Genomic DNA, 21,791 nt, shown 5'->3' on the forward strand with positions numbered 1-21,791 from the left:
GACGTCAGGGCCCTTTGATCAAGTGAAGTGAGAATTACGCTTGATGCCAGTCGACGCGTGAAAAAGTATCACCCTTGCCGCGACTTTTTTTGTATAGCGAGACTGCTCCATGCCACCCACCCGCGTCCTGATTGCCCTGCTGTTCACGATCCAGCTTGTGTCCATGGGCGCCATGGAAATGAGCGGGCCGTTCTGGCCGGTGCATTTGCGCCAACTGACCGACTCCGACACGCTGTTCAGCTTCGCCAGCATCGCCGTGTACGTGGGGCCGATGCTCGGCATCCTGTTGACCAGTGCGTTCTGGGGCCGTATCGGCGATCGCTACGGCCACAAGCTGATGATGATTCGCGCCCTGGCGGGCCTGACCCTGACGCAACTGGGGCTGGCCCTGTTCAGCGACCTCTGGGCGATCCTGGTGCTGCGTTTTCTGCAAGGCGCCTGTGCCGGCTACATCGCCCCGGCCCAGGCGTATGGCGTGAGTATCGAGGTGCCGTCACGGCGTGCACGGCTGTTCGCACTGCTGCAGATTTCCACCAACGTCGGCTCGTTGCTCGGCGCCGTGGTTGGCGGCTTGATCCTCGACCATGCGACGTTCTTCTGGATCAACCTCAGCGCCGCGGCGCTCTGTGCGGTGTGCACGGTGATTGCAGCGCTGACCTTGCCGGATGTGCCACCGGTGAAGAAAACCACAGCCCCGTCAACGGGCGGCACCTGGCAGGCCTCGGCCTTGCTGCCGCTGCTGACGGTGATGGGCATTCTGCTGCTGGCGCGGATGCTGCCGCAGACCTCGTTCGCGCTGTATGTGAGTACAACGTTCACCGTCAGCAACGCCCTGGTCGGCCTGTGCTACGGCTTGCTGGCCCTGGGTTTTATCCTGTCGGCCACCGCCTGGGCGCGCCACTTCGAAGGTCGCAGCCAGGCAGACAGCTTGCGCCGCCTCACCTGGGTGGTGGCCGGCTGCATCGCGCTCACCGCCCTCGCCGGCCTCACCCGCAACCCGCTGGTGTTTGTGGTCGCCTATTTTGTCTGGGGCGTATTGCTGGGCGCGACCACACCGGTACTGATGGCGCTGGTTTCAAAAACCGCCGACAGCGCGCAGCAAGGCCATGTGCTGGGGATCGCCCAAGGCACCGCGCAATTTGCCTCGATTGTGGGCATCTGCGCCGGCGGCCTGCTCAGCCAGGCCTACGGCTTGGCGTACACCTACCTGTTTGTGTGTGTGGCCTATGCCGTGGCGCTGATTGCGATTCTCGCGTTGCGCAACCGACGGGTTTGCACTTAGCATTGGGAATACTTCTCAATTGCACGGTTGCGCGCCATGAGCGAAAGCCTTCCCGCCGATAACACCCCTCACCTGCGCGCAATCGAGGCGCTATACAGCGGCCATCACAGCTGGCTGTACGCCACGCTCAAACGCAAACTCGGCAATGCCATGGATGCGGCGGACCTGGCCCAGGACACCTTCACCCGTATCCTGGCCTCACAGGTTACCGTGATCGACCAGCCACGCGCCTACTTGAGCTGCGTAGCCAAGGGCATTCTGGTCAACTGGTACCAGCGCAAGGCCCTGGAACGTGCCTACCTGGAAGCGCTTGCCAGCGTGCCGGCCCACGAGGTGCCGTCGCCGGAAGCGCACTTCCTGGTGCTGGAGACCCTGCACGAAATCGACGCGATGCTCGACGCGCTGCCGCCGCTGGTCAAGCGTGCGTTCCTGCTGTCGCAGCTCAACGGCCTCAAATACCAGGACATCGCCGAGCAGTTGGGCGTGTCGCTGATCACCATCAAGCGCTACATGAAACAGGCACTCGTTCAGTGCCTGATGCGGGTGGAATAAGTGCTCAGCCTGGGCAAGGAACCGCCGCTGCCCACCGACGCCCTGGAAGAAGCCGCCGAGTGGCTGATGCGCCTGAGCGAGAACGAATTGAGCGCCAGCGAACGCGCCGAGTGGGAGCGCTGGAAGGTCAGCAACCCCGAGCGTGGCCGTGCCTGGGCGCGCGCGCAATTGCTGCAAAGCAAGCTCGGTGGCCTGCCGCCGTCCCTGGCGATGTCGGCGCTGGACCACCCCAGCAACCCGCAGCGCCGCGAAGCCCTTGGCAAACTGGCCTTGTTGCTGGCGGTAATGCCGGTGGGCTGGGGCAGTTGGAAGCTGGCGCAGTCCCAGCAATGGAGCGCCGACTACAGCACCCGCATCGGCGAGCGTCGCGAACTGACCCTGGCCGACGGCTCGCATCTGACCCTCAACACCGAGACCGCCATCGACGTGCGGTTCGACACCCAGCAGCGCCTGGTGAGCCTGCGCGAAGGCGAACTCCTGGTGCAGACCGCACAAGACGCATCCCGCCCGTTTCTGGTCAGCACCCGCCAAGGCCATCTGCAGGCGCTGGGCACGCGCTTTACCGTGCGCGAACTGGGCCCGCGCACGCATCTGGCGGTGCTTGAGGGCGCGGTCAAAGTGATGCTGGCCGACAATAGCCAGAGCGCGCCATTGATCGTCAACGCCGGGCAACGTACGGACTTTTCCGCGCAACAGTTCGGCGCGCTCACCCCCGCCGACCGCAATGTGAGTGCCTGGACCCAAGGCATGCTGATGGCCGACAACATGCGCCTGGCAGACTTCGTCGCGGAACTGACCCGCTATCGGCGTGGCTTCGTGCGCTACGACCCGGCCATTGCCAACCTGCGTATTTCCGGGGCCTTCCCCATCGCCGATACCCAGCGCACCTTGAACATGCTGGTGCAAACCTACCCGGTGCGCGCCAGCGGCCATTTGAATGGCTATTGGGTCAGCCTGTCGCCAGCTTGAGGCGGCGCAAAAATAAAACGCGGTGCGGCTGATACTTTTTTCGCGCTCGGCTGGCAAACACTCAAACCCCTTTTCCCTTTCGTCCATAGGGCTGCCCTCCATGCTTGTGATTCGCAGCGCGCTGCTCAGCCTGGCCCTGGCCGGTGCCGCCCTGGCGGACGTGCCGGCGCAATGGGACAGGGTGACGGTGCGCGCCTACCACATCGACCCCGGCCCGCTCGGCGCCACGTTGTCGAGCTTTGCCGTGGACGCCGGTATTGCGCTGTCATTTCTCCCGGCACTCACCGAGGGCCTGACCAGCCCAGGCTTATCCGGCCGTTACTCGCCCCAGGAAGCGGTCACGCACCTGTTGGCCGGCAGCGGCCTGGACATGGTGCAACGCAGCGACGGCAGTTACACCCTGGTGCCGGGCCAAGTCACGCTTTCGGACATCACCGTCAGCGCCCCCGAGCCACGCGCCAGCGACCTGCCCCCGCTGTATGCCGGCGGCCAGGCAGCCACCGGCGCGCGCCTGGGCATGCTGGGCAATACCGACGTGATGGATGCCCCGTTCAGTGTCAGCGCCTACACCGCCGCGCTGATCCAGGACCAACAGGCAGCCACCGTGGGCAATGTGCTGGAGCGTGATTCCTCGGTGCGCTCCACCGGGCAGACGGGCGGGATTGTCGACTCGTTCTTCATCCGCGGTTTCCCGGTGGGTGAAGGCAACCTGGGAGAACTGGCGTTCGATGGCGTGTACGGCGTGGCCTCCAACTACCGGGTGTTTACCGACTACGCCGAGCGTATCGAAGTGGTCAAAGGCCCCGGTGCGCTGCTGTACGGCATGTCACCCAACAGCGCGGTAGGCGGCGTGATCAACGTGGTGCCCAAGCGCTCGCTGGATGAAGACCTGACCCGCTACACCGCCAGCTACACCCAGGACGCGCAGGTCGGCAACCACCTCGATATCAGCCGGCGCTTTGGCGACGAGCGCCGCTTCGGCGTACGCCTCAACGCTAGCCTGCAGAACGGTGACACGGTGGTCGACCAGCAGTCGCGCGATGTCGGCATTGGCGCGCTGTCCCTGGACTACCAGGGCGAACGCCTGCGCACCAGCCTCGACCTGATCTCCCAACAGGAGAAACTCGACGCCGCCTCGCGCCCCTTCCTGATTGCTGCCGGCGTCGACGTCCCCTCCGCCGCCAACGGCCGCACCAACGTCAGCCAGGACTGGGGCTGGTCGCGCACGCGAGATAAGTCCGCGCTGCTCAGCGGCGAATACGACCTCACCGACGCCGTCACACTGTTCGCCCATGCCGGGGGCGGCAGGTCGGCAGTGGCGCGCATGTCCGACCAGACGCCGACCCTCATCAACGCCGCCGGTGACACCTCGTCAATCCCCGGTTATTACCGTTTCAAGGTGCAGCGCTACACGGTCGACGCCGGTGCGCGGTTGCGCTTTGAGACCGGGCCCATCAGCCACAGCAGCACCGTGCAGGTCAGCCGTTATCGCGATGAGCTGTCGCGGGGGATTATTTCCGGGGTCCCGGTGCTGTCCAATCTCTACCACCCGGTCGACCGGCCAAAGCCTGTGATTGCCAAGCCCGCCACGCCGACAGTATCGACCAGTGAACTGTCCGGCGTGGCCATCGCCGATACGTTGTCGGTGCTCGACCAGCGCGTGCAAGTCACCGTCGGCCTGCGCCAACAGCGTATCCAGTCCAGCAACTACAACAGCGCCGGCGTGGCCACCAGCACCTACGACGACGCCAAGGTCACGCCGCTGTTCGGCGCGGTGCTCAAGCCCTGGGAGCATGTGGCGTTCTATTACAACTACCTCGAAGGCCTGAGCAAGGGTGACGTGGCGCCTTCCAACGCGGCGAACGCCGGTGAGGTGTTTGCACCTTACGTGTCCAAACAGCATGAACTCGGGGTCAAGGTCGACTACGGCACCTTCATGGCGACCCTGGCGCTGTTCCAGATCCACAAGCCCAGCGGCGAACTGGCCGCCGGGCGCTTCTCGGTACAGGGCGAACAGCGCAACCGTGGCCTGGAGTTCAATGTGTTGGGCGAAGTCGCCCACGGCACGCGCCTGCTCGGTGGCGTGACCCTGCTGGATGCCCAACTGACCAAAACCGCGATTGCCACCAACAGCGGCAACACACCGGTGGGCGTGCCCGACGTGCAAGCCAACCTGTGGGCCGAATGGGACACCTCATGGGTCGAGGGCCTGACACTCACCACAGGCGCGATCTATACCGGCAGCCAGTACGTCAACCAGGCCAACACCCAACAGCTCGATGCGTGGACCCGCTTCGACATCGGCGCACGCTACAGCACGCGTATCGGCGAGCACCCGACCACCCTGCGCGCCACGGTGCAGAACCTGTTCGACCGCGAGTACTGGTCAGGCGTCGCCTCCTACGGCGCGTTTTCCCAAGGCTCGCCGCGCACCCTCCTCCTCTCGGCCACGGTCGATTTCTGACATCTGCAAGGGCTTGATTCATGATCTGCATTGTTCGACGTTGCCACCTTCTAGCGGCGCTGCTGTTCACCGGGTTGTTGGGGGCTAGCCTGCCGAGCATGGCGGCGCTGACCACCGTCACCGATCTGCTTGGGCGCCAGGTCAAGGTCAAGCTGCCGGTGCAGCGGGTGATTCTTGGCGAGGGCCGCCAGCTGTACCTGGTGGCGGCGCTGGACACGCAAAACCCGATTGAACGGATCGTTGGCTGGCGCAAGGACCTGATCCAGTCCGACCCAGACACCTATAACGCTTACCTGCGCAAGTTTCCCGCCATCGCCAAGATCCCCACCTTCGGCGGTTTTGAAGACGGCACCTTCGATATCGAGCAGGCCATCTCGCAACGCCCCGACGTGATCATCCTCAATATCGAGGCGCAACATGCCACCGAGGATGCGCGCTATATCGAGAAGCTCGATGCCTTGGGCATCCCGGTGGTGTACGTGGACTTTCGCAACCAGCCGATGACCAACACCGAGCCGACCATGCGCCTGTTCGGCCGGTTGTTCGGCAAAGAACAGCGGGCCGAGGATTTCATTGCGTTTCGCAACCAGCAGATCCGCCGCGTGACCGACGTGATTGCCGCGCAGCAACCGGCGCGCCCGTCCGTGTTTATCGAGCGGATCGGTGGCTACACCGATGACTGCTGCCTGAGTTTTGGCAATGAAAACTTCGGCCTGTTCGTGCAGATGGCCGGCGGCGACAACATCGCCAAAGGCATTATTCCCACCACCTTTGGCCAGTTGAACCCCGAACAGGTGATCGTGGCCAACCCCGACCAGGTCGTTGTCACCAGCGCCAACTGGGAGGCGTTTGCCCCGGGTGGGCCCTGGGTCGGCGTGGGGCCGGGTGCCGACATGGCCCAGGCCCGAGCCAAGCTGGCGTGGTACACCCGACGCCCCGCCTATGCCGGCATCAAGGCCCAGGGCCCGCAAGCCTTCCACGCCATCTGGCATCAGTTCTACAACAGCCCGTATCAGTTCGTGGCGATCCAGCAACTGGCCAAGTGGTTTCATCCCGACCTGTTTGCCGACCTGGACCCGGACGCCGCGTTTCGTGAATTACACGAACGCTTCCTGCCGGTGCCTTACGAACCAGGTTATTTCGTGAGCCTCAAGCCATGAGCGCCACGACCTACCGCAGCCTTGTCATGCGCAAACGCCTGATTCTGGTTGCCCTGGCGTTGCTGTTGCTGTGCAGCGTGCTGCTCGACCTGGCGCTGGGCCCGGCGCGCTATAGCCTGAGCGAAGTGCTCGGCGCGCTGCTCTCGCCAAACAACGCCGCGCCGCAAGTGCGTGTGGTGATGTGGGATATCCGCCTGCCCGTCGCACTGATGGCCGTCGCTGTCGGCGCGGCGTTGTCCCTGGCCGGCGCTCAGATGCAGACCATCCTCAATAACCCGCTGGCCAGCCCCTTTACCCTGGGCATTTCTGCCGCCGCCAGTTTTGGCGCGGCCATGGGCCTGGCGTTTGGAGTGGCGTTGTTTCCGCTGGCGGCGCAGTACATGGTGCCGGTCAACGCGTTCATCATGGCGATGCTCTCGGCGCTGCTGATCCACTTCCTGAGCCTGCGCCGTGGGGTGACGGCCGAAACCATTGTGCTGCTGGGCATAGCCCTGGTCTTTACCTTCAACGCGCTGCTGGCGCTGGTGCAGTTTTTCGCCACCGAACAAGCCGTGGCAGCCGTGGTGTTCTGGACCATGGGCAGCCTGACCAAAGCCACCTGGCCCAAGCTTGGGGTGATCTGCCTGATCATCCTGATCACCCTGCCGATTTTCGCCAAGCGCGCCTGGGCCCTCACCGCCCTGCGCCTGGGTGACGACAAGGCCGCCAGCTTCGGCATCAACGTGCGCAGCCTGCGCTTTCAAACGCTGATCATGGTCAGCCTGCTCGCCTCGTTCCCGGTCGCCTTTGTCGGCACCATCGGCTTTATCGGCCTGGTGGGCCCGCACATCGCGCGCATGTTGATCGGCGAGGACCAGCGCTTCTTCCTGCCCGCCTCGCTGCTGACCGGTGCGCTGATTCTGTCGGTCAGCTCGGTGGTCAGCAAAACCCTGATTCCGGGGGCGATTTTCCCCATAGGCGTGGTTACGTCACTGATCGGCGTGCCGTTCTTTATATCCCTGATCCTGGGCGGCAAGAAAAACTCATGGTAAGTCTCCAGTTGAAAGACCTCGGCGCCCGCTACGGCCAGCGCACCATCATCCGCGACGTGAACACCGCAGCCTTCGTCGGCGGCCAGGTGGTGGCGGTGGTCGGGCCCAACGCTGCCGGTAAATCCACCCTGTTCAAGCGCATGGCCGGGCTGATTGACGGGCCAGGCGAGGTGCTGCTGCAAGGCTCGCAAAAAGGTGCACAAGCCATCAGCTACATGCCCCAAGGACTGAACGCCAGCGCCCGGTTGACGGTGTACGAATCAGTACTGCTGGCGCGTAAACAACTGACGCCGGGGTGGGTGGTACAAGACAACGAGTTGAACTTGGTCGACGAAATGCTCAGTGCCCTGGGCATCACCGGCCTGGCCTTTCGCAACCTGGGCGAACTCAGCGGCGGCCAACAACAGTTGGTGTCCATCGCCCAGACGCTGGTACGCGAACCCGACGTACTGCTGATGGACGAACCCACCAGCGCCCTCGATATGCATCGCCAAGTACAAGTACTGGATTTCATGCGCACCCTGGCGCGCAAACGCGAGGTGATTGTGTTTATCGCACTGCATGACCTGAACCAGGCACTGCGCTTTGCCGACCAGGTGCTGGTCATCGCCGACGGCACAGCCCAGGGCAGCGGGCCGAGCCATGCGGTGATCAACGAAGCGATGCTGCGCGAGGTTTACCAGGTACAGGCACGCATCGAGCGCTGCAGCCGCGGGCAGGCGCATATTTTGATTGATGGGGTGGTGTGAATAGGCCATGCGAAAGCATGGGTATCCACGATGCGAAGCGAGCCGCTGTTGATCTTGCTCTTGACCTGCTTTTGATCTTGATCTCAAGCGCCCCGTTAAACCACGCTGGCCGAACGCAGGCTTGAATTCGTGGGTAACCCGGCAGGACGCCGGGTTAGCCGCCCCGCGCCATGGATGGCGCGTGGCGGCGGCCCACGGATTCAAGCCTGCGTTCGGGCACACCGAGCCTAAGCGAGGTGCCGAGTGGTGGGGCAAGAGCCCTTTGGTTACTTTGGGCTGGGCCGGCATTCCGGCTCTTTTCCAAAGTGACCCGCCGTCAGGCGGAACCCTAAGTGGCCGTTACCGCAGGAATGGATATGTACTCGGTATAACAGTGTCGCCTGTCAGGCCGCCTTCGCGAGCAAGCCCGCTCCCACAGTTGGATCGTGGGGTGTCAGGTAGATAGGTGTCGACTGTCAGGGCGTCATCGCAGGCAAGCCAGCTCCCACAGAGGGATCGCGGGGTGTCAGGTAGATTGGTGTCGGCTGGCAGGCCGCCATCGCAGGCAAGCCAGCTCCCACAGGGATGCCGGGACATCAGCCAAAATCTCGGATCAGCCACCGCTTCTATCGCTCAATCCTCGCGAATACTTGCCTGATCCTCCGACTTATCGCCTACCGGGATAGATACCCCTTGCGCCGTGGTCTAGAGTCCAACCATGCGCGCGTGGCCAAGATGAAACCGGTTCTCAACCCCGCCGCCATAACCCGTCGCCCATGAGCGACACCAGGGCATGCCACCGCGCACGTCCCTGATAAGAAAAAGCACCACCAACCGATGATCAGCAGGTGAGCCCGCATGGAATTACGTATCAACCAAAAGGCCTATCAGGTCGATGCCGAAGCCGACACCCCGTTGTTGTGGGTGATCCGCGATAACCTGGGCATGACCGGCACCAAATACGGCTGCGGCCTGGCCCAGTGCGGCGCCTGTTCGGTGCTGGTGGACGGCAATGTGGTGCGCGCCTGCGTGACGCCCGTGGCCGGCGTGGTCGGTCGCGAGATCACCACCATCGAGGCCGTGGAGGCCGATGAAGTGGGCAAGCGTGTCGTTGCAGCCTGGGTCGAACACCAAGTGGCGCAATGCGGTTACTGCCAGTCCGGGCAGGTGATGGCGGCCACCGCGCTGCTCAAGCACACCCCCGCGCCGACCAAGGCGCAGATCGACGCGGCGATGGTCAACCTCTGCCGTTGCGGCACCTACAACGCCATCCATGCCGCCATGGACGCCTTGGCCGCTGGGAAGGAAACCGCCTGATGAATACTAACGAGATCATGCCGGGCGTTACCCTGGGCGAACCGATCAACCTGTCCCGTCGCCGCTTCCTGGCCAGCACCGCCGTGGGCGCGCTGGTGATCGGTTTCGGCTTGCCGCTGGGCACCTCCCGTGTGCAAGCCGCGACCGCTGCCGCCGCTGAACGCGGCACTCAAGTGCCCGCCTTCCTGGAGATTCGTGCCGACGGCAGCGTGCGCTTGCTCAGCCCGTTCATGGAAGGCGGCCAAGGCACCCACACCGCCATGGCGCAGATCGTCGGTGAAGAGCTGGATGCCGACCCGGCCACGTTCATCGTCGAAGCGGCCCCGCCCGGCGAAGCCTACGTGGTGATGGAAAATGGCATGCGCATCACCGGCGGCAGTATGTCGGTGCGCATGAGCTACCCGACCATGCGCCGCCTCGGCGCCCTCGCCCGTGCGATGCTGATGCAAGCTGCCGCCGAGCAGCTGGGTGTGCCGGTGGCCCAACTGACCACCCAGCCCGGTCGCGTGGTGCACGCCGCTTCTGGCCGCTCCCTGGGCTACGGCGAATTGGCCGGACGCGCCCTGGATATGCCGGTGCCCGACCCGGCCAGCATTACCCTGCGCGACCCGAGCCAGTTCCGCTGGATCGGCAAGCCGGTCAAGCGCCTGGATGCCTATGACAAATCCACCGGCAAGGCGCTGTACACCATCGACCTGAAAATCGACGGCATGCTCCACGCGGCCGTCCAGCATGCGCCGCGCCTGGGCATGACCGTGGGCAGCCTGCGCAACCAGGCGCAGGTGCAAGCCATGCAAGGCGTGCACTCGGTTCACACCCTGCCCGGCGCCGTAGCGGTGGTAGCCGAACGTTGGTGGCACGCCAAGCGGGCCGTCGAAGCCATCCAGGTGGAATGGCTTGAAGCCGCCGCCGACTCCACCGTGCGGGCGATGCCGGCGGACTTTTCCAGCGACAAGTACCGCGACTTCCTTGCCGCCCAGCAAGGCCCGGCCCGCGATGACGAAAACGAAGGCGATGTGGCCGGCGCACTGGCCAGCGCCAAGACCCGCGTCGAAGCCACCTACCACAACCAGTACCTCAACCATGCCCAGTTGGAGCCGCCTTCAGCCCTGGCGCGCTTTAACCCGGACGGCACGCTGGAGGTGTGGCTGCCTAACCAGGCACCGGATATGTTCCGCGCCGACATCGCCAAACGCACCGGCCTGAGCACTGAGCAAATCACCCTGCACTCACCACTGCTGGGCGGCTTCTTTGGCCGGCATTTCCTGTATGACTCCGCCAATCCGTACCCGCAGGCCATTGCGCTGGCCAAGGCAGTGGGCAGGCCGATCAAACTGATCTGGAGCCGTGAAGAAGAGTTCGTGCGCGATGTATTGCGCCCGGTCGCCGTGGTCAAGTTCCGCGCCGCGCTGGATGACAAAGGCCTGCCTGTGGCCATCGAAGCGGTAAGCGCCACCGAAGGCCCCACCGAAGCCATCGCCGGCAAACAGGGCGACGCCATCGACCCTACCGCCTTGGAAGGCTTGTCGGGCAAGAGCTACGCGATACCCAACAAACGCATCGCGCAGATCTACGTCAAAGGCCCGGCCATGCTCGGTTACTGGCGTTCGGTGGGCAACTCGCTCAATGACTTTTTCTACGAAGCGTTCCTGGACGAACTGGCCGACAAAGGCGGCCATGACCCCTATGAGCTGCGCCTGCACCTGCTGCGCGACAACCCGCGCCTGACCACTCTGCTGCAAGCGGCCGCCGAGCTGTCTGGCGGTTGGAAGCGTGGGCCTTACACCGCCGAAGACGGCACCCGCCGTGCACGCGGCGTAGCCATGGCCTCGCCGTTTGGCTCCCATGCGGCAGTGGTGGCCGAGGTGTCGATCGAGAACGGCCAGGTCAAGGTTCATCACATCTGGCAAGCGATTGACCCGGGCAGCATCGTCAACCCGGCGATTGTAGAGGCGCAGGTCAACGGTGCCGTGGCCTTGGGCCTGTCGCAAACCCTGTTGGAGGAAGCGGTGTACGTGGATGGCAAGCCACGGGCACGCAACTACGACCTTTATCCGGTGCTGCCGCCTTCGCGTATGGCGCAGGTCCACGTGAAGATCGTCGAAAGCGGAGAAAAAATGGGCGGTATCGGCGAACCGCCGTTGCCGGCCGTGGCCCCTGCCGTGGCGAATGCGGTGGCGCAATTGACCGGCCAACGCATCCGCAGTCTGCCTTTGAGCCGTTACACCTTCAGCTAACCGACAGGGAATGCCCATGAATAACCGCCGATTCGCAAGAACCGCAGGGTGGCTGGTGCTGCCCTGTGTGGTCGCCGCAGGCGTGCTGGCCTGGTACGTCACGCGCCAGCCCGCCTCGCCTTTTGAACAACAGCAAACCACAAGTTTCGACCCCGCCTTGGTCAGCCGCGGCGAATACGTCGCCCGCGTAAGTGACTGCGTGGCCTGCCACAGCCTGCCAGGCAAGACGCCCTTCGCCGGCGGCCTGGAAATGGCCACACCGCTGGGGGCGATCCACGCCACCAACATCACCCCCGACCGCGAGCATGGCATCGGCACCTATAGCCTGGCCGATTTTGACCGCGCGGTACGCCACGGCGTGGCACCGGGTGGGCGACGGCTCTACCCGGCCATGCCCTACCCGTCTTACGTCAAACTCAGCGATGACGACATCCAGGCGCTGTACGCATTTTTCATGAAAGGCGTGCAACCGGCCAATGAGCCCAACCTGCCCAGCAGCATTCCCTGGCCACTTAACCTGCGTTGGCCCATCGCCCTGTGGAACGGCGTGTTTGCGCCTACCGCGACCTATGCTGCCAAGCCAGGCCAGGATGCGCTGTGGAACCGCGGCGCGTATATCGTGCAAGGCCCTGGCCACTGCGGCAGTTGCCACACGCCACGCGGGCTAGCGTTCAACGAGAAAGCCCTGGACGAATCCGGCGCGCCATTCCTGGCCGGTGCCCTGCTCGACGGCTGGTACGCCCCAAGCCTGCGCCAGGACCACAACACCGGCCTGGGCCGCTGGAGTGAGGAACAGATCGTGCAGTTCCTCAAGACCGGTCGCAACCAGCATGCCGTGGTCTATGGCTCCATGACCGAAGCCTTCAACAACTCCACGCAGTTCATGCAGGACGATGACCTGGCCGCGATCGCTCGCTATCTCAAGTCACTGCCCGGCGACCCACAGCGTGACGGCAGCCCCTGGCAGTATCAGGCAGCCACGGCGCGCTCGGATGTCCCTGGCGCCCACACCTACGCCACCCGCTGTGCCTCCTGCCATGGCCTCGACGGCAAAGGCCAGCCCGACTGGATGCCGCCCCTGGCCGGCGCCACCTCGGCCCTGGCCAAGGAAAATGCGTCCGCGATCAACATCACCCTCAACGGCTCGCAACGTGTGGTCACCGCCGGGATGCCGGACGCCTACCGCATGCCAGCATTTCGTGAGCAATTGTCCGACCAGGAAATCGCCGACGTGTTGAGCTACGTGCGCGGTACCTGGGGTAACCACGGCGGCGCGGTCGATGCGAAGGCCGTAAGCAAGTTGCGCGGGCATACGGACCCGGCGAGCAGCAGCCCGATTATTTTGCATATGCGTTGAGGACCAGGCAGTGCAGCGCTTGTGGCCGTTGATAGGCCCAAGGGTTGCACTGCCTCTGAGCACAGGCAGCGAAACGACTGGTATTTCCGAAATGGAGCATATAGCCAAATAGTTTTCTGCCCCACTGGCGAGCAATCGGTACCGCGACTAACCTCCCCCTCAGTATCAGAAAGGAATCACCCAGCAGCCACGGAGGCTAACCCCCGCTAAATATGATCCAACTGCCCACGTTATCGAACGTTATAAATGGATTATCCAATCTACTCGTTGTTGTAGGTCAGTGCGCGAAAACAGGCTCACTCACTTGACAGTAATCAGTAAATAGGGCGCGAGGCGACCTATTTGATTTCTGCGTCTCCCATTGCCTCTAAGCAGTGCAATTCGCGCCCTTAATAAACACGTCTTATCGCCACGCAAAAAGGCGCAGGCGTGCTCATATAAAATTATTGCTTCAGCAGGAGATAACCATGAGACAAGTTCAAAAAATCACCGTCAATAACAAAGGCGGTTACGTGTTTAACTTCAAGGTTCAATGGCTCAATAGTGACGGCAAGTGGTACACGTCCCAATGGAGTAGCGGTGACTATCCGGTGGCGCAATCTCGGACCACGCCGAATCTGGAAACCATCGGCGTGCCTTCAGACGCGCTGGCCGTCACGGTGTATGGGCATGCACTGGCTGGGTCATCAGGCCAAGGCACGCCGTTTGTGGGGTTTGCCGCAAACGGCCAGATCGCGACCTACGATGCGGTAGGAACAACCCTCATCGGCTTTGCGATTAACTTGATCGAATAAATCAAGTTCTTTACCACGGGGTATCCGGCCCCCACTTTTCGTTACTTGCCGTTGGAAGTTGGCGCCGGCTTTCTTTTTTACTCTCAACTCACCTGACGTTAAAAACCACGTAACAGGAAACCAACATGAAAAAAGTCGAACGCATTGGTTGCCTTAACAACGGCATTTTTGTCATGAACTTTTCGATCCAATGGCTTGATTCGGCCGGCCAATGGCATACCTCCGATTGGAACAGCGGCAACTTCGAAAATGGTTTGTACAAGGTCAGCCCTTCACTTGCATTGCTCGGTATTCCCGCGGATGCAATTGGCGTCGCGCCTTATGTGTCCGCCGTCGCAGGCATCCAGAATCAAGGAGAACCTTTAGTTCAGTCGGCCAATAACGGCAGGCTGGCCGCCTATGAAGTCACGGGAACAACCTTGAATTTCAAGGTCCAGCCACTCCCATGGAAAAACTGGGCTCAGAACATCGTCGACACCCTGGAAATCGACGGTCAATACTACTTCTCCCCAACCCATCTCGCAGAGCTTCAAGACATCGTTCGCCAGGCCGGCGCGGCGGGTGCCACCGTACGTGTGTCGGGCCAACGGCACGCGCAACCGGCCTTGGTTGCCGAAGACAATCGCATCGCCCCAAACCCCCACCGCTGGCTCATCGACCTCGCCTGTTACGCAGACTTGGGCCCGAACGGGGATGACTCTATTGTGCTGGGCAGCACCCCGAATACGATCACCGTAAACACGGGTGTGCGCGAGGATGAGTTGGATGCCTTCCTGACCGCCCATGACTTGATGCTCAAGACCGCGACCGCCGGTGGCTTCTTCAGCCTGGGGGGCATGACCGCTGTCGATGTCCATGGCGCAACCATCCGCGCACCGATTTTTGCCGAAACCGCTTCGGCGTTCACCCTCATGGGGCCGGACGGCCAGGTGCGGACCATTGACGCACAGACGCCTGCAGTCGACGGATGGTCGCCTTTGCAATTTGCACGCGTCTCCCTCGGTGCGTTGGGCATCGTCACGTCAGTGACCCTGGATGTATTGCCCCGCCCATGGGCCACCACCTTGAACCCAGGTAAAGACACCAACGTTGTCTGCGCTGACGAGTCAACCTTCATCGCCCGGTTCAAGGCGCTGCTTACGGACCATGACCGCGTCGAATCCTTCCTCAATCCCTACACCGACAATTTCCTGATCTTGTGGTGGGACGTGGTTGCTTCCCCTGCCACCCAGGTTCCCAACCTGAAGACAAGCGTACCGAATGCCTGTGCCCTGGCGGGAGAGAATGTATTCGGGGCGCCCTACCTGATACCGTTTGAGCCCATCATCGAGCCGCCCCTCATCGCCGCCCAGTATGGCAATAACACAACAACGACGAGTGCGATCATTGACGCAGGGTTCCTGACGATCGAAACGCTCTTTGATCAAGCCGCGGCGGTTTATTCAGACTTGTGGCTGACCAAGGCCTCACGCGTTATTTTCATGTCGTACTTTATCGAGCTGCCGGCTCTGGATGACGAAGGCCTCAGTAAAGCCTGGCAAGGGCTCGACGCCGTAAAGGCACGGATCAAGAGTACCAGCGACTTCCTGGTGGTTGCCCCGCTGGAGTTTCGCTTCGTGCGTGGCGGGGACACAGCATTGGCCGGGACGTACACGCAGACCCCAGACGCTACCTTCGTGAACCTGGATCTTATCGGTTACGTACCCGCTGTGGCGGCGTCTGACTACCCGGATCGCCTCCTGCACTTTTTTGCGGATATCGAACGAGACTGGGTTGCCCTGGGTGGCATGCCGCACACCGGCAAAATGTTCGGTTTTTACAACCCGGCTCAACCCTCGGGAACTTACTCTGAGCCGTTCAACCCGGACTTCCTGAAGGACCTCGCACAGCGCCGCAGCGAGAGAACTGCGGCCTTCAACGCCTTTCGCAAGGCCTGCGACCCAGAGGGAGTGTTCCACAACCACTTTGTCGCGACGCTGCTGGGAGACGCTCCGTAGCAGGGATCTATAAGATGCCCCGCGCTTGCCTGTGAACGCATCGACTCGGTTTGTCTGATGTACCGAGGTGTTTGCATCGCAGGCAAGCCCCCACATTGGTTATGTGGTGCCCACAGGATCAACGCCTGGCACAGGGCCCCTGTGGGAGCGGGCTTGCCCGCGAAGGCGGTGTGTCAGTCACTGCATCGTTAACTGAACCACCGCTATCGCAGGCAAGCCAGCTCCCACATTCAGCAATGAGCATCAATGATATAGGCGGCGGCTGGCAGGCCGCTCTATTTGCTCTCGTCCGCCTTGCCCTCCTGCATCTGCACTGACGACTGGGTGCCACTGTTGTTGTCTTTGGTGGCGTTGTCTGCGTTGTCAAAACAGCCGTGCAGCATGAACGCGCTGCACAGGCCCAGGCACATATAGAGCTTCTTCATGATCGTTCACCTATTGGCGAGTGAGTGATACACGCGTGACGAAAGCACGATTCGTCCGCCCATGATCTATCTGTCTGGAACAGAGGCCCGTGCGTTCAAAAAACAGGCCCTTGACTGACGAATGGAGGGCCAGGAGTTATTCAAACGGGATCACCGAAATCTTGCCGTTGCGCTCAAGAATCGCGAAGCGGATCTGCTTGAGCTCGACAAGCCCTTGGGTGGACCGGGCCGCCTCGAGGATATCGCCCTCATCCAGCCGCGCCTGCTTGAGGCGTTTATGCAGCACCTGGCCTTGCTCGACCAGCACGGTCGGCCCCCCATCAAGCACCCGTGCGAACCAGGCTGAACGCTGCTTGGCCAGCGAGAAGCCGATGTCGATGGCAATCAGGGTGGCGATGACCAGCACGGCGTTGGTCATCGAGAAATCCTCGCCCAGCAACGCCTGTTGGGTGGCTTCGCCGATGACCATCAACAGCACCAGGTCAAAGGTGGTGAGCTCGGCCAGTGTGCGCCTGCCGGCGACCTTGAACAGCACCAGCAGCACCAGGTAAATCGCCACAGCCCGCAGTACAGAGTCCATGGTTGACCCTCGCAACAGTGAATGGGAAACGACCGATTCATACGGATTAGGTGACCACCCCACCGCTCAGGTTCATTCTTTCGACGCGCCCCGGCCACCATCTAAAAAGATGATGGTTTCGGCGCAACTGAAGCGTTGAAGTGATCGAAATTTCGACAGCAACCCAGTTGATATAGAGGTGTTTGAAGCGGGTCACACCTCTATATCGATCACGCTGAAGAAGGAAACCCCTGTCATGAACGACTCACAACGCGCCTGGGAATTGGCCATGGTGCTGATTGCCAATGGCCGGATCCCCTTTGACCCCGCCAACCCGAGCGGGTCGGTGAAGATCCTGTCCAAGCATTTGCAGGCGTTGGAAGAAGCACTGCGTGAACAGGCCACAGCCACACATGAGCGCCTGGGCAAGAACAGCAGCCGAAGGCCCTCATTGGTGTGTGCCGACTAGGCGTCAGGCTTGGGTGCGGTTACAGCCGATCCGACTCGGCAACTGGCCCTGCCTGGCCTTCAGCGCGGCTTGCATCGCTTGCGGCAAGGTGCTCCAGAACGTCAGCCCGGAGCGCTCTTCGATGTGATCCACGGTGACCTGGTAATCGCAGAAGTCTGCGCCTTTGGGGGTTTCCTGGTTCATCACAAACGAGGCGTACAGGCCCGTTTCCGGCGAGCTGCCGACCACGATGATTTTCCAGTAGCCGCTGGGGATGGTGTGCACTTTATTCGTGCCCGGCAACGAGCCGACAAAATGCTCATACAACGGGCCGGTAGCCACATACACCTGATCGACGCCTGGCTCCTTGCTGAGGTTGCGCTCCTGGTCTTCCAGGCGTGCCCACGGCCCCTGGTTGAGTTCGGCCTTTTGCGGGGTGATGTTCGACAGGTAGTTGAGCGTTTGCCAGTCGGCCACCCCGGCCATTGACGCAAGGTTGGCCTGATGCCCACGGTCGATTTTGAGCGCGACGTTGGCGCCGTTGTAATCCACCGGGTCCAGGGTTTCCCCGGCTGGAATATCCGGGTCGGTGCGCCAGTCACGGGAACGCCCGCTGGCCGCCGTGGCTTTGGTGATTTTGTAGGAGACCCAATTGGCAAACTTGGTCGAGCCGTTGTTGTTCAAGGTGTAGGCCAGGCGGTTCAACGTCACTGGGCTGCCGCCTGTGGGGCAACCAACCGCGCAGTTATCGAACGACAAGGGTGGCGCCGGGACGACGACGGACTGGCGTGTGGGTGTGGTACAGGCGGCCATCAACGGGATCAACGAAAACGCCAGGTACTTGAACGATGTGCTTCCTTGCATGGTGTTACTCCTTGGGATGAATCTCTTGAAAGATCAAAATGGCCTCGGCCGATGCGCTTCCTGCGCAAGCCGAGATGACCATTGAATCACATAAACATTTCTAAACAACGACAGCAACCAGGCCGACGAACGTAACTCCCGCGCGCGCCATCGCAGCCATAACTGTGCTATCCATAACGCCGCCCTTAGGCGAGCGATAGCACCACCTTATCAATGCACAAGGAACTTACACATGAGTGAGAAACCGGCAATTGTCTTGGTCCATGGTTTTTGGGGCGGTGCGGCGCACTGGAATCGGGTGATTATCGAACTGCACAACAAGGGCTATACCGATTTGCATGCGGTGGAGATGCCGCTGACCTCGCTGGCCGACGATGCAGAACGTACCCGCAAGATGGTTGCGCAAATCAAGGGCCCGGTGTTGTTGGTGGGGCATTCCTATGGCGGCGCCGTCATCACTCAAGCGGGCAACGAACCAAATGTCGCAGGCCTGGTGTACATCGCGGCATTCGCCCCGGATGACGGCGAAAGCCCTGGCGGCATCACCCAGGAACATCTGCCCGAAGCCGCCCCTAACCTGGCGCCTGATAGCGACGGTTATCTGTGGGTCAAGCCTGAACGGTTCCACGACAGCTTCTGCCAGGACCTGCCCCGGCAAGAAGGCCAAGTCATGGGGGTTACCCAAAAGGCCCCGCTGGCCAGCACCTTTGGCGATGTGGTCAGCAACCCGGCGTGGAAGAACAAACCGTCCTGGTACCAGATTTCGAGCCAGGACCGCATGATCCATCCCGACAACCAGGCACGCATGGCCAAACGCCTGGGCACTCGGGAAACCCTCACACTGGATGCCAGCCACGCCTCCCTGGCGTCCAGACCGGCAGAAGTCGCTGCGTTTATCGATAAGGCGGCGTGTTCGCTGTCGTGATGATGTAATCAAGCTCGGGGGGGGTAATGAAGTGTTTAAACAGAGGATGCTCAACGACCATGACTGAATACCTTCTGCCCCCTGCGGCCCCACACTGGCTGATCCGCCAAGCCACCCCCGACGATGTGCATGCCTTAGTCGCACTGGATGCCTACGCAACCGAGCATGCCAGCCGTCGCGTGTTTATCTATGACGCCGTGGTTCGCCAGCAATGCCTGGTAGCCGCTGACGCTAACGTGTGCGCCGGCTACCTGGTGCTCACCCACGATTTTTTCAACCACGGGTTTATTGCCTTGGTGGTGGTTTCACCGCTGTACCAGCGCCAGGGCGTCGGCCTTCGTCTGCTGGCAGCGGCCGAAGCGGCCTGCAAGACGCCCAAGCTGTTCGCGTCGACCAATGCCTCCAACGGCGCGTCCCAGGCCCTGCTGACGAAAGCCGGCTTTATCCCCAGCGGGCAGATCGAGAATCTGGACGATAACGACCCTGAACGTGTGTACGTCAAGTTCATTCGCTGACCCTCAGGCAATGCCTTTTGTAGGAGCGAGCTTGCTCGCGAAAAACTCCCAGGCACTGCACTTCTTCAGGGAGCACGCGTTATCGTTGAGGTTTTTCGCGAGCAAGCTCGCTCCTACAGAAAGCAGAAAGCCTTCTGCGCGGGCAGGAACCTTTTCTTGAATGGGCAATCTGTGGTTCACCCTTTTGAACCGATCGAGACCCTGCGCATGCTTGTGAAAAAAGCCGTCCTCTGCCTCGCACTGCTAAGTGCGGGCTTTATCGCAGGCTATGCGGCAAAACCCACCCCGCAGCTGCAAGTCACCGCTGGCCAACTGATGGAGTGCGGGGAACTCATGATCCCGACGCTGGGGATGTGAGTCGGTCCGCGGGGTGCACGTTGAACCCATTGCGCCCCGCCGCTTTCGCGCCGTAAAGCGCTGTATCCGCAGCCTCCACCAGACCCAACACCGGCTCCAGCCGTGAGCCCACGCTCGTCGCGATACCGATACTCACACTCACGTGCCCGAAGGGGCTGCCTGGGTGTGTGATGTTCTCCTGCTGCAGACGCGAAAGAATGCGTTGCGCGACCACCGCAGCCCCTGCGTTGTCAGTCGCGGGCAGGATGATCGCCATTTCTTCTCCGCCATAGCGCGCCACCAGGTCCGACGGGCGCCGCACGCACGTTTCCAACAACGTGCTGACCGCCTGCAAGCACGCATCTCCCGCGACGTGACCAAAGGCATCGTTAAAGCGTTTGAAATGGTCGATATCGAGCATCAGCAATGCCAGCGACGTACCTTCGCGCTGCGCCCGACGCGCTTCCACGGCCAGCGTTTCATCAAAACAGCGGCGGTTGGCCAGGCCGGTCAGCGCGTCCTTCTTCGCCAAGAGTGCCAACTGCCGATTGGAGTCGAGCAACTGCTGCTGGGCGACGCGTAACGCCTCTTCCGCCGCCGTACGCCTGCGAATATCCAAGATCAGGAACCAGCCGATCAGACCTGTCAGCCCCAACAGCCCCGCCACCACGACCGCTGACAGCGCCGCCTCGATGCGCCACGCCGCGAGGGCTTCGTGCTTGCCCAACGCGACGGTGGTGATCAGCGGCAGGGTTTCGCTTTTGCGAAAGGCATAGAGCCGCTCTACCCCGTCCAGGCTGGAGGTATAGGCTGCGGTACCCACCGGTTGGTCGACCAGGTACTTGGAATAAATAGGCGAGGAGGAAAAGTTGCGGCCCATGTCCTGCTCGCGGAAGGGGTAGCGCACCAGCAACGTGCCGTCGGCGTAGGACAGGCCGATGGCACCCTCCTGGCCTACATCGAGTTTGCCGAATACCCGCAGAAAGTTTTCCACTCCCAGGGTCACAGCGACCACGCCGGCGAAGTTGCCCGCCGCGTCGTTGAAACGGCGGCTGATGGTCACCACCCATTCATGGTTGGCACGGCTCTGAATCGGCGGGCCAATAAAAGGTTCAGCGCTCGGATCGTCGCGATGGTGGATGAAATAGGCCCGATCACTGCTATTGGCGCCCTCCGGGATCGCGCGATTGGAAGACAGCAACCACCGGCCCTGATGATCATAAATGGTGATGCCGCTGAGCTGCGGCATCAGCGGCTGCTGGCGGTTGATCAGCGTACTGATTCGCTGGATTTGCACCGGGCCACTGCCTTCGGTTTCCAAACGCTCAACCAGCCCCAGCAACAACAACGAGCTTTGCCGCACGATGCCTTCGGTATAGGTGGTAAGCGCCTGCGTCAGGTTCAAGCCATGCACATCCACTTCCGCCAGCGCACGGTCGCGGGAAGACAGGACTTTCCAAATCGTCAACGAAGTCAGGGAACAGCCGATCACCAACAGCAACAGCATCACAAGACGGGTATCACGCTTCACGTCAGCACCTTAAGGAAGTCCGGTTTCCATTCCAGCCATCATTCGAACGTCGGTACTCACAGGGGCAACCGGTTCCAGAGTGCCAGCATACAAGCAGTCCGTGCAGGCTGCAGCAACAGAGTGTGCGGCTGAGCGCCGGCCAGAGGAGCAAGCGGCTTTAATGACCACTATCAAGCAGCGTATTGAATGCTAAACGAACCGTTAAGGTCGCCACTAATTCAATATCAATCGAGGCAGCAAAACTTATACGAAGCGGCACTATGGGGGCCTACTTGTACAAGTTTCGCCTGCCCCTCTACC

20 protein-coding genes are annotated in these 21,791 nt (G+C 61.8%); 16 read left to right on the top strand and 4 right to left on the bottom strand.

The window, feature by feature from the left end:
* Window positions 1-109: 109 nt before the first annotated feature.
* The 12 genes from PSH76_RS16105 (at window position 110) to PSH76_RS16160 (ending at window position 15,888) form a co-directional block, all read left to right on the top strand.
* Window positions 110-1,282 carry an MFS transporter gene (locus PSH76_RS16105; protein WP_305492574.1) on the top strand — a complete coding sequence of 391 codons (1,173 nt, stop codon included), beginning with the start codon at window positions 110-112 and terminating at the stop codon, window positions 1,280-1,282.
* 36 nt (window positions 1,283-1,318) lie between these two features.
* Window positions 1,319-1,834, top strand: a complete 516-nt coding sequence (locus PSH76_RS16110; RefSeq protein ID WP_032892325.1) for a sigma-70 family RNA polymerase sigma factor — start codon at window positions 1,319-1,321, stop codon at window positions 1,832-1,834.
* On the top strand, window positions 1,835-2,803 hold the full coding sequence (locus PSH76_RS16115; protein ID WP_305492575.1) for a FecR domain-containing protein: 969 nt from the start codon (window positions 1,835-1,837) through the stop codon (window positions 2,801-2,803).
* A gap of 100 nt (window positions 2,804-2,903) precedes the next feature.
* Window positions 2,904-5,267 (top strand): TonB-dependent receptor, encoded by a 2,364-nt coding sequence (locus PSH76_RS16120; protein WP_032892327.1) that lies wholly within the window; start codon window positions 2,904-2,906, stop codon window positions 5,265-5,267.
* A 20-nt stretch (window positions 5,268-5,287) separates the two neighbouring features.
* The gene (locus tag PSH76_RS16125; protein WP_305492576.1) at window positions 5,288-6,427 is read left to right on the top strand and encodes an ABC transporter substrate-binding protein; all 1,140 of its coding nucleotides are present in this window, start codon (window positions 5,288-5,290) and stop codon (window positions 6,425-6,427) included.
* Window positions 6,424-7,458, top strand: coding sequence for an iron ABC transporter permease (locus PSH76_RS16130; protein WP_305492577.1), 1,035 nt, complete (start codon window positions 6,424-6,426; stop codon window positions 7,456-7,458). Before PSH76_RS16125 ends, PSH76_RS16130 begins: the two co-directional genes overlap by 4 nt.
* Window positions 7,452-8,207, top strand: a complete 756-nt coding sequence (locus tag PSH76_RS16135) for an ABC transporter ATP-binding protein (protein WP_305492578.1) — start codon at window positions 7,452-7,454, stop codon at window positions 8,205-8,207. The genes PSH76_RS16130 and PSH76_RS16135 overlap by 7 nt, the downstream gene beginning before the upstream one ends.
* Window positions 8,208-9,044: 837 nt before the next feature.
* On the top strand, window positions 9,045-9,503 hold the full coding sequence (locus PSH76_RS16140; protein ID WP_078467760.1) for a (2Fe-2S)-binding protein: 459 nt from the start codon (window positions 9,045-9,047) through the stop codon (window positions 9,501-9,503).
* Window positions 9,503-11,740 (top strand): molybdopterin cofactor-binding domain-containing protein, encoded by a 2,238-nt coding sequence (locus PSH76_RS16145; protein ID WP_305492579.1) that lies wholly within the window; start codon window positions 9,503-9,505, stop codon window positions 11,738-11,740. Before PSH76_RS16140 ends, PSH76_RS16145 begins: the two co-directional genes overlap by 1 nt.
* Before the next feature lie 16 nt (window positions 11,741-11,756).
* Window positions 11,757-13,097 carry a cytochrome c gene (locus PSH76_RS16150; RefSeq protein ID WP_305492580.1) on the top strand — a complete coding sequence of 447 codons (1,341 nt, stop codon included), beginning with the start codon at window positions 11,757-11,759 and terminating at the stop codon, window positions 13,095-13,097.
* A gap of 467 nt (window positions 13,098-13,564) precedes the next feature.
* A complete protein-coding gene (locus tag PSH76_RS16155; protein ID WP_044272568.1) occupies window positions 13,565-13,891 on the top strand; it encodes a hypothetical protein in 327 nt (108 codons plus the stop codon).
* Between the two features lie 125 nt (window positions 13,892-14,016).
* Window positions 14,017-15,888 carry a D-arabinono-1,4-lactone oxidase gene (locus tag PSH76_RS16160; RefSeq protein ID WP_305492581.1) on the top strand — a complete coding sequence of 624 codons (1,872 nt, stop codon included), beginning with the start codon at window positions 14,017-14,019 and terminating at the stop codon, window positions 15,886-15,888.
* Between the two features lie 275 nt (window positions 15,889-16,163).
* Here PSH76_RS16160 and PSH76_RS16165 read toward each other — a convergent pair whose 3' ends face one another.
* Both PSH76_RS16165 and PSH76_RS16170 read right to left on the bottom strand, forming a co-directional pair.
* Window positions 16,164-16,313 carry a hypothetical protein gene (locus PSH76_RS16165; protein ID WP_003190489.1) on the bottom strand — a complete coding sequence of 50 codons (150 nt, stop codon included), beginning with the start codon at window positions 16,311-16,313 and terminating at the stop codon, window positions 16,164-16,166.
* 136 nt (window positions 16,314-16,449) lie between these two features.
* Window positions 16,450-16,893 (bottom strand): DUF421 domain-containing protein, encoded by a 444-nt coding sequence (locus PSH76_RS16170; protein ID WP_305492582.1) that lies wholly within the window; start codon window positions 16,891-16,893, stop codon window positions 16,450-16,452.
* A gap of 235 nt (window positions 16,894-17,128) precedes the next feature.
* Here PSH76_RS16170 and PSH76_RS16175 point away from each other — a divergent pair, with 235 nt between their 5' ends.
* The gene (locus tag PSH76_RS16175) at window positions 17,129-17,341 is read left to right on the top strand and encodes a hypothetical protein (RefSeq protein ID WP_278916520.1); all 213 of its coding nucleotides are present in this window, start codon (window positions 17,129-17,131) and stop codon (window positions 17,339-17,341) included.
* A gap of 3 nt (window positions 17,342-17,344) precedes the next feature.
* On the opposite strand, the gene PSH76_RS16180 is transcribed toward PSH76_RS16175, so the two are convergent.
* Complete coding sequence (locus PSH76_RS16180) at window positions 17,345-18,184, bottom strand: DNA/RNA non-specific endonuclease (protein WP_305492583.1); 840 nt, start codon at window positions 18,182-18,184, stop codon at window positions 17,345-17,347.
* 232 nt (window positions 18,185-18,416) lie between these two features.
* Between PSH76_RS16180 and PSH76_RS16185 the strand changes: the two genes are divergently transcribed.
* The 3 genes from PSH76_RS16185 (at window position 18,417) to PSH76_RS16195 (ending at window position 19,981) form a co-directional block, all read left to right on the top strand.
* The gene (locus PSH76_RS16185; protein WP_056784109.1) at window positions 18,417-19,109 is read left to right on the top strand and encodes an alpha/beta hydrolase; all 693 of its coding nucleotides are present in this window, start codon (window positions 18,417-18,419) and stop codon (window positions 19,107-19,109) included.
* 59 nt (window positions 19,110-19,168) lie between these two features.
* Window positions 19,169-19,624, top strand: a complete 456-nt coding sequence (locus PSH76_RS16190) for a GNAT family N-acetyltransferase (RefSeq protein ID WP_138763205.1) — start codon at window positions 19,169-19,171, stop codon at window positions 19,622-19,624.
* A 156-nt stretch (window positions 19,625-19,780) separates the two neighbouring features.
* Window positions 19,781-19,981 carry a hypothetical protein gene (locus PSH76_RS16195; protein ID WP_034134996.1) on the top strand — a complete coding sequence of 67 codons (201 nt, stop codon included), beginning with the start codon at window positions 19,781-19,783 and terminating at the stop codon, window positions 19,979-19,981.
* Here PSH76_RS16195 and PSH76_RS16200 read toward each other — a convergent pair.
* Complete coding sequence (locus PSH76_RS16200; RefSeq protein WP_098951981.1) at window positions 19,956-21,491, bottom strand: sensor domain-containing diguanylate cyclase; 1,536 nt, start codon at window positions 21,489-21,491, stop codon at window positions 19,956-19,958. The two genes, PSH76_RS16195 and PSH76_RS16200, sit on opposite strands and share 26 nt — an antisense overlap.
* Window positions 21,492-21,791: the final 300 nt, after the last annotated feature.

Source organism: Pseudomonas sp. FP215, assembly GCF_030687795.1.
In the GTDB taxonomy this organism is placed as follows: domain Bacteria; phylum Pseudomonadota; class Gammaproteobacteria; order Pseudomonadales; family Pseudomonadaceae; genus Aquipseudomonas; species Aquipseudomonas salmasensis.

What these genes read in the sequence shown, in the direction of transcription:
- PSH76_RS16105 (WP_305492574.1), top strand. Translation starts at nt 110, where the DNA reads ATGCCACCCACCCGCGTCCTGATTGCCCTGCTGTTCACGATCCAGCTT.
- PSH76_RS16110 (WP_032892325.1), top strand. Translation starts at nt 1,319, where the DNA reads ATGAGCGAAAGCCTTCCCGCCGATAACACCCCTCACCTGCGCGCAATC.
- PSH76_RS16120 (WP_032892327.1), top strand. Translation starts at nt 2,904, where the DNA reads ATGCTTGTGATTCGCAGCGCGCTGCTCAGCCTGGCCCTGGCCGGTGCC.
- PSH76_RS16125 (WP_305492576.1), top strand. Translation starts at nt 5,288, where the DNA reads ATGATCTGCATTGTTCGACGTTGCCACCTTCTAGCGGCGCTGCTGTTC.
- PSH76_RS16130 (WP_305492577.1), top strand. Translation starts at nt 6,424, where the DNA reads ATGAGCGCCACGACCTACCGCAGCCTTGTCATGCGCAAACGCCTGATT.
- PSH76_RS16135 (WP_305492578.1), top strand. Translation starts at nt 7,452, where the DNA reads ATGGTAAGTCTCCAGTTGAAAGACCTCGGCGCCCGCTACGGCCAGCGC.
- PSH76_RS16140 (WP_078467760.1), top strand. Translation starts at nt 9,045, where the DNA reads ATGGAATTACGTATCAACCAAAAGGCCTATCAGGTCGATGCCGAAGCC.
- PSH76_RS16145 (WP_305492579.1), top strand. Translation starts at nt 9,503, where the DNA reads ATGAATACTAACGAGATCATGCCGGGCGTTACCCTGGGCGAACCGATC.
- PSH76_RS16150 (WP_305492580.1), top strand. Translation starts at nt 11,757, where the DNA reads ATGAATAACCGCCGATTCGCAAGAACCGCAGGGTGGCTGGTGCTGCCC.
- PSH76_RS16155 (WP_044272568.1), top strand. Translation starts at nt 13,565, where the DNA reads ATGAGACAAGTTCAAAAAATCACCGTCAATAACAAAGGCGGTTACGTG.
- PSH76_RS16160 (WP_305492581.1), top strand. Translation starts at nt 14,017, where the DNA reads ATGAAAAAAGTCGAACGCATTGGTTGCCTTAACAACGGCATTTTTGTC.
- PSH76_RS16165 (WP_003190489.1), bottom strand. Translation starts at nt 16,313, where the DNA reads ATGAAGAAGCTCTATATGTGCCTGGGCCTGTGCAGCGCGTTCATGCTG.
- PSH76_RS16170 (WP_305492582.1), bottom strand. Translation starts at nt 16,893, where the DNA reads ATGGACTCTGTACTGCGGGCTGTGGCGATTTACCTGGTGCTGCTGGTG.
- PSH76_RS16175 (WP_278916520.1), top strand. Translation starts at nt 17,129, where the DNA reads ATGAACGACTCACAACGCGCCTGGGAATTGGCCATGGTGCTGATTGCC.
- PSH76_RS16180 (WP_305492583.1), bottom strand. Translation starts at nt 18,184, where the DNA reads ATGCAAGGAAGCACATCGTTCAAGTACCTGGCGTTTTCGTTGATCCCG.
- PSH76_RS16185 (WP_056784109.1), top strand. Translation starts at nt 18,417, where the DNA reads ATGAGTGAGAAACCGGCAATTGTCTTGGTCCATGGTTTTTGGGGCGGT.
- PSH76_RS16190 (WP_138763205.1), top strand. Translation starts at nt 19,169, where the DNA reads ATGACTGAATACCTTCTGCCCCCTGCGGCCCCACACTGGCTGATCCGC.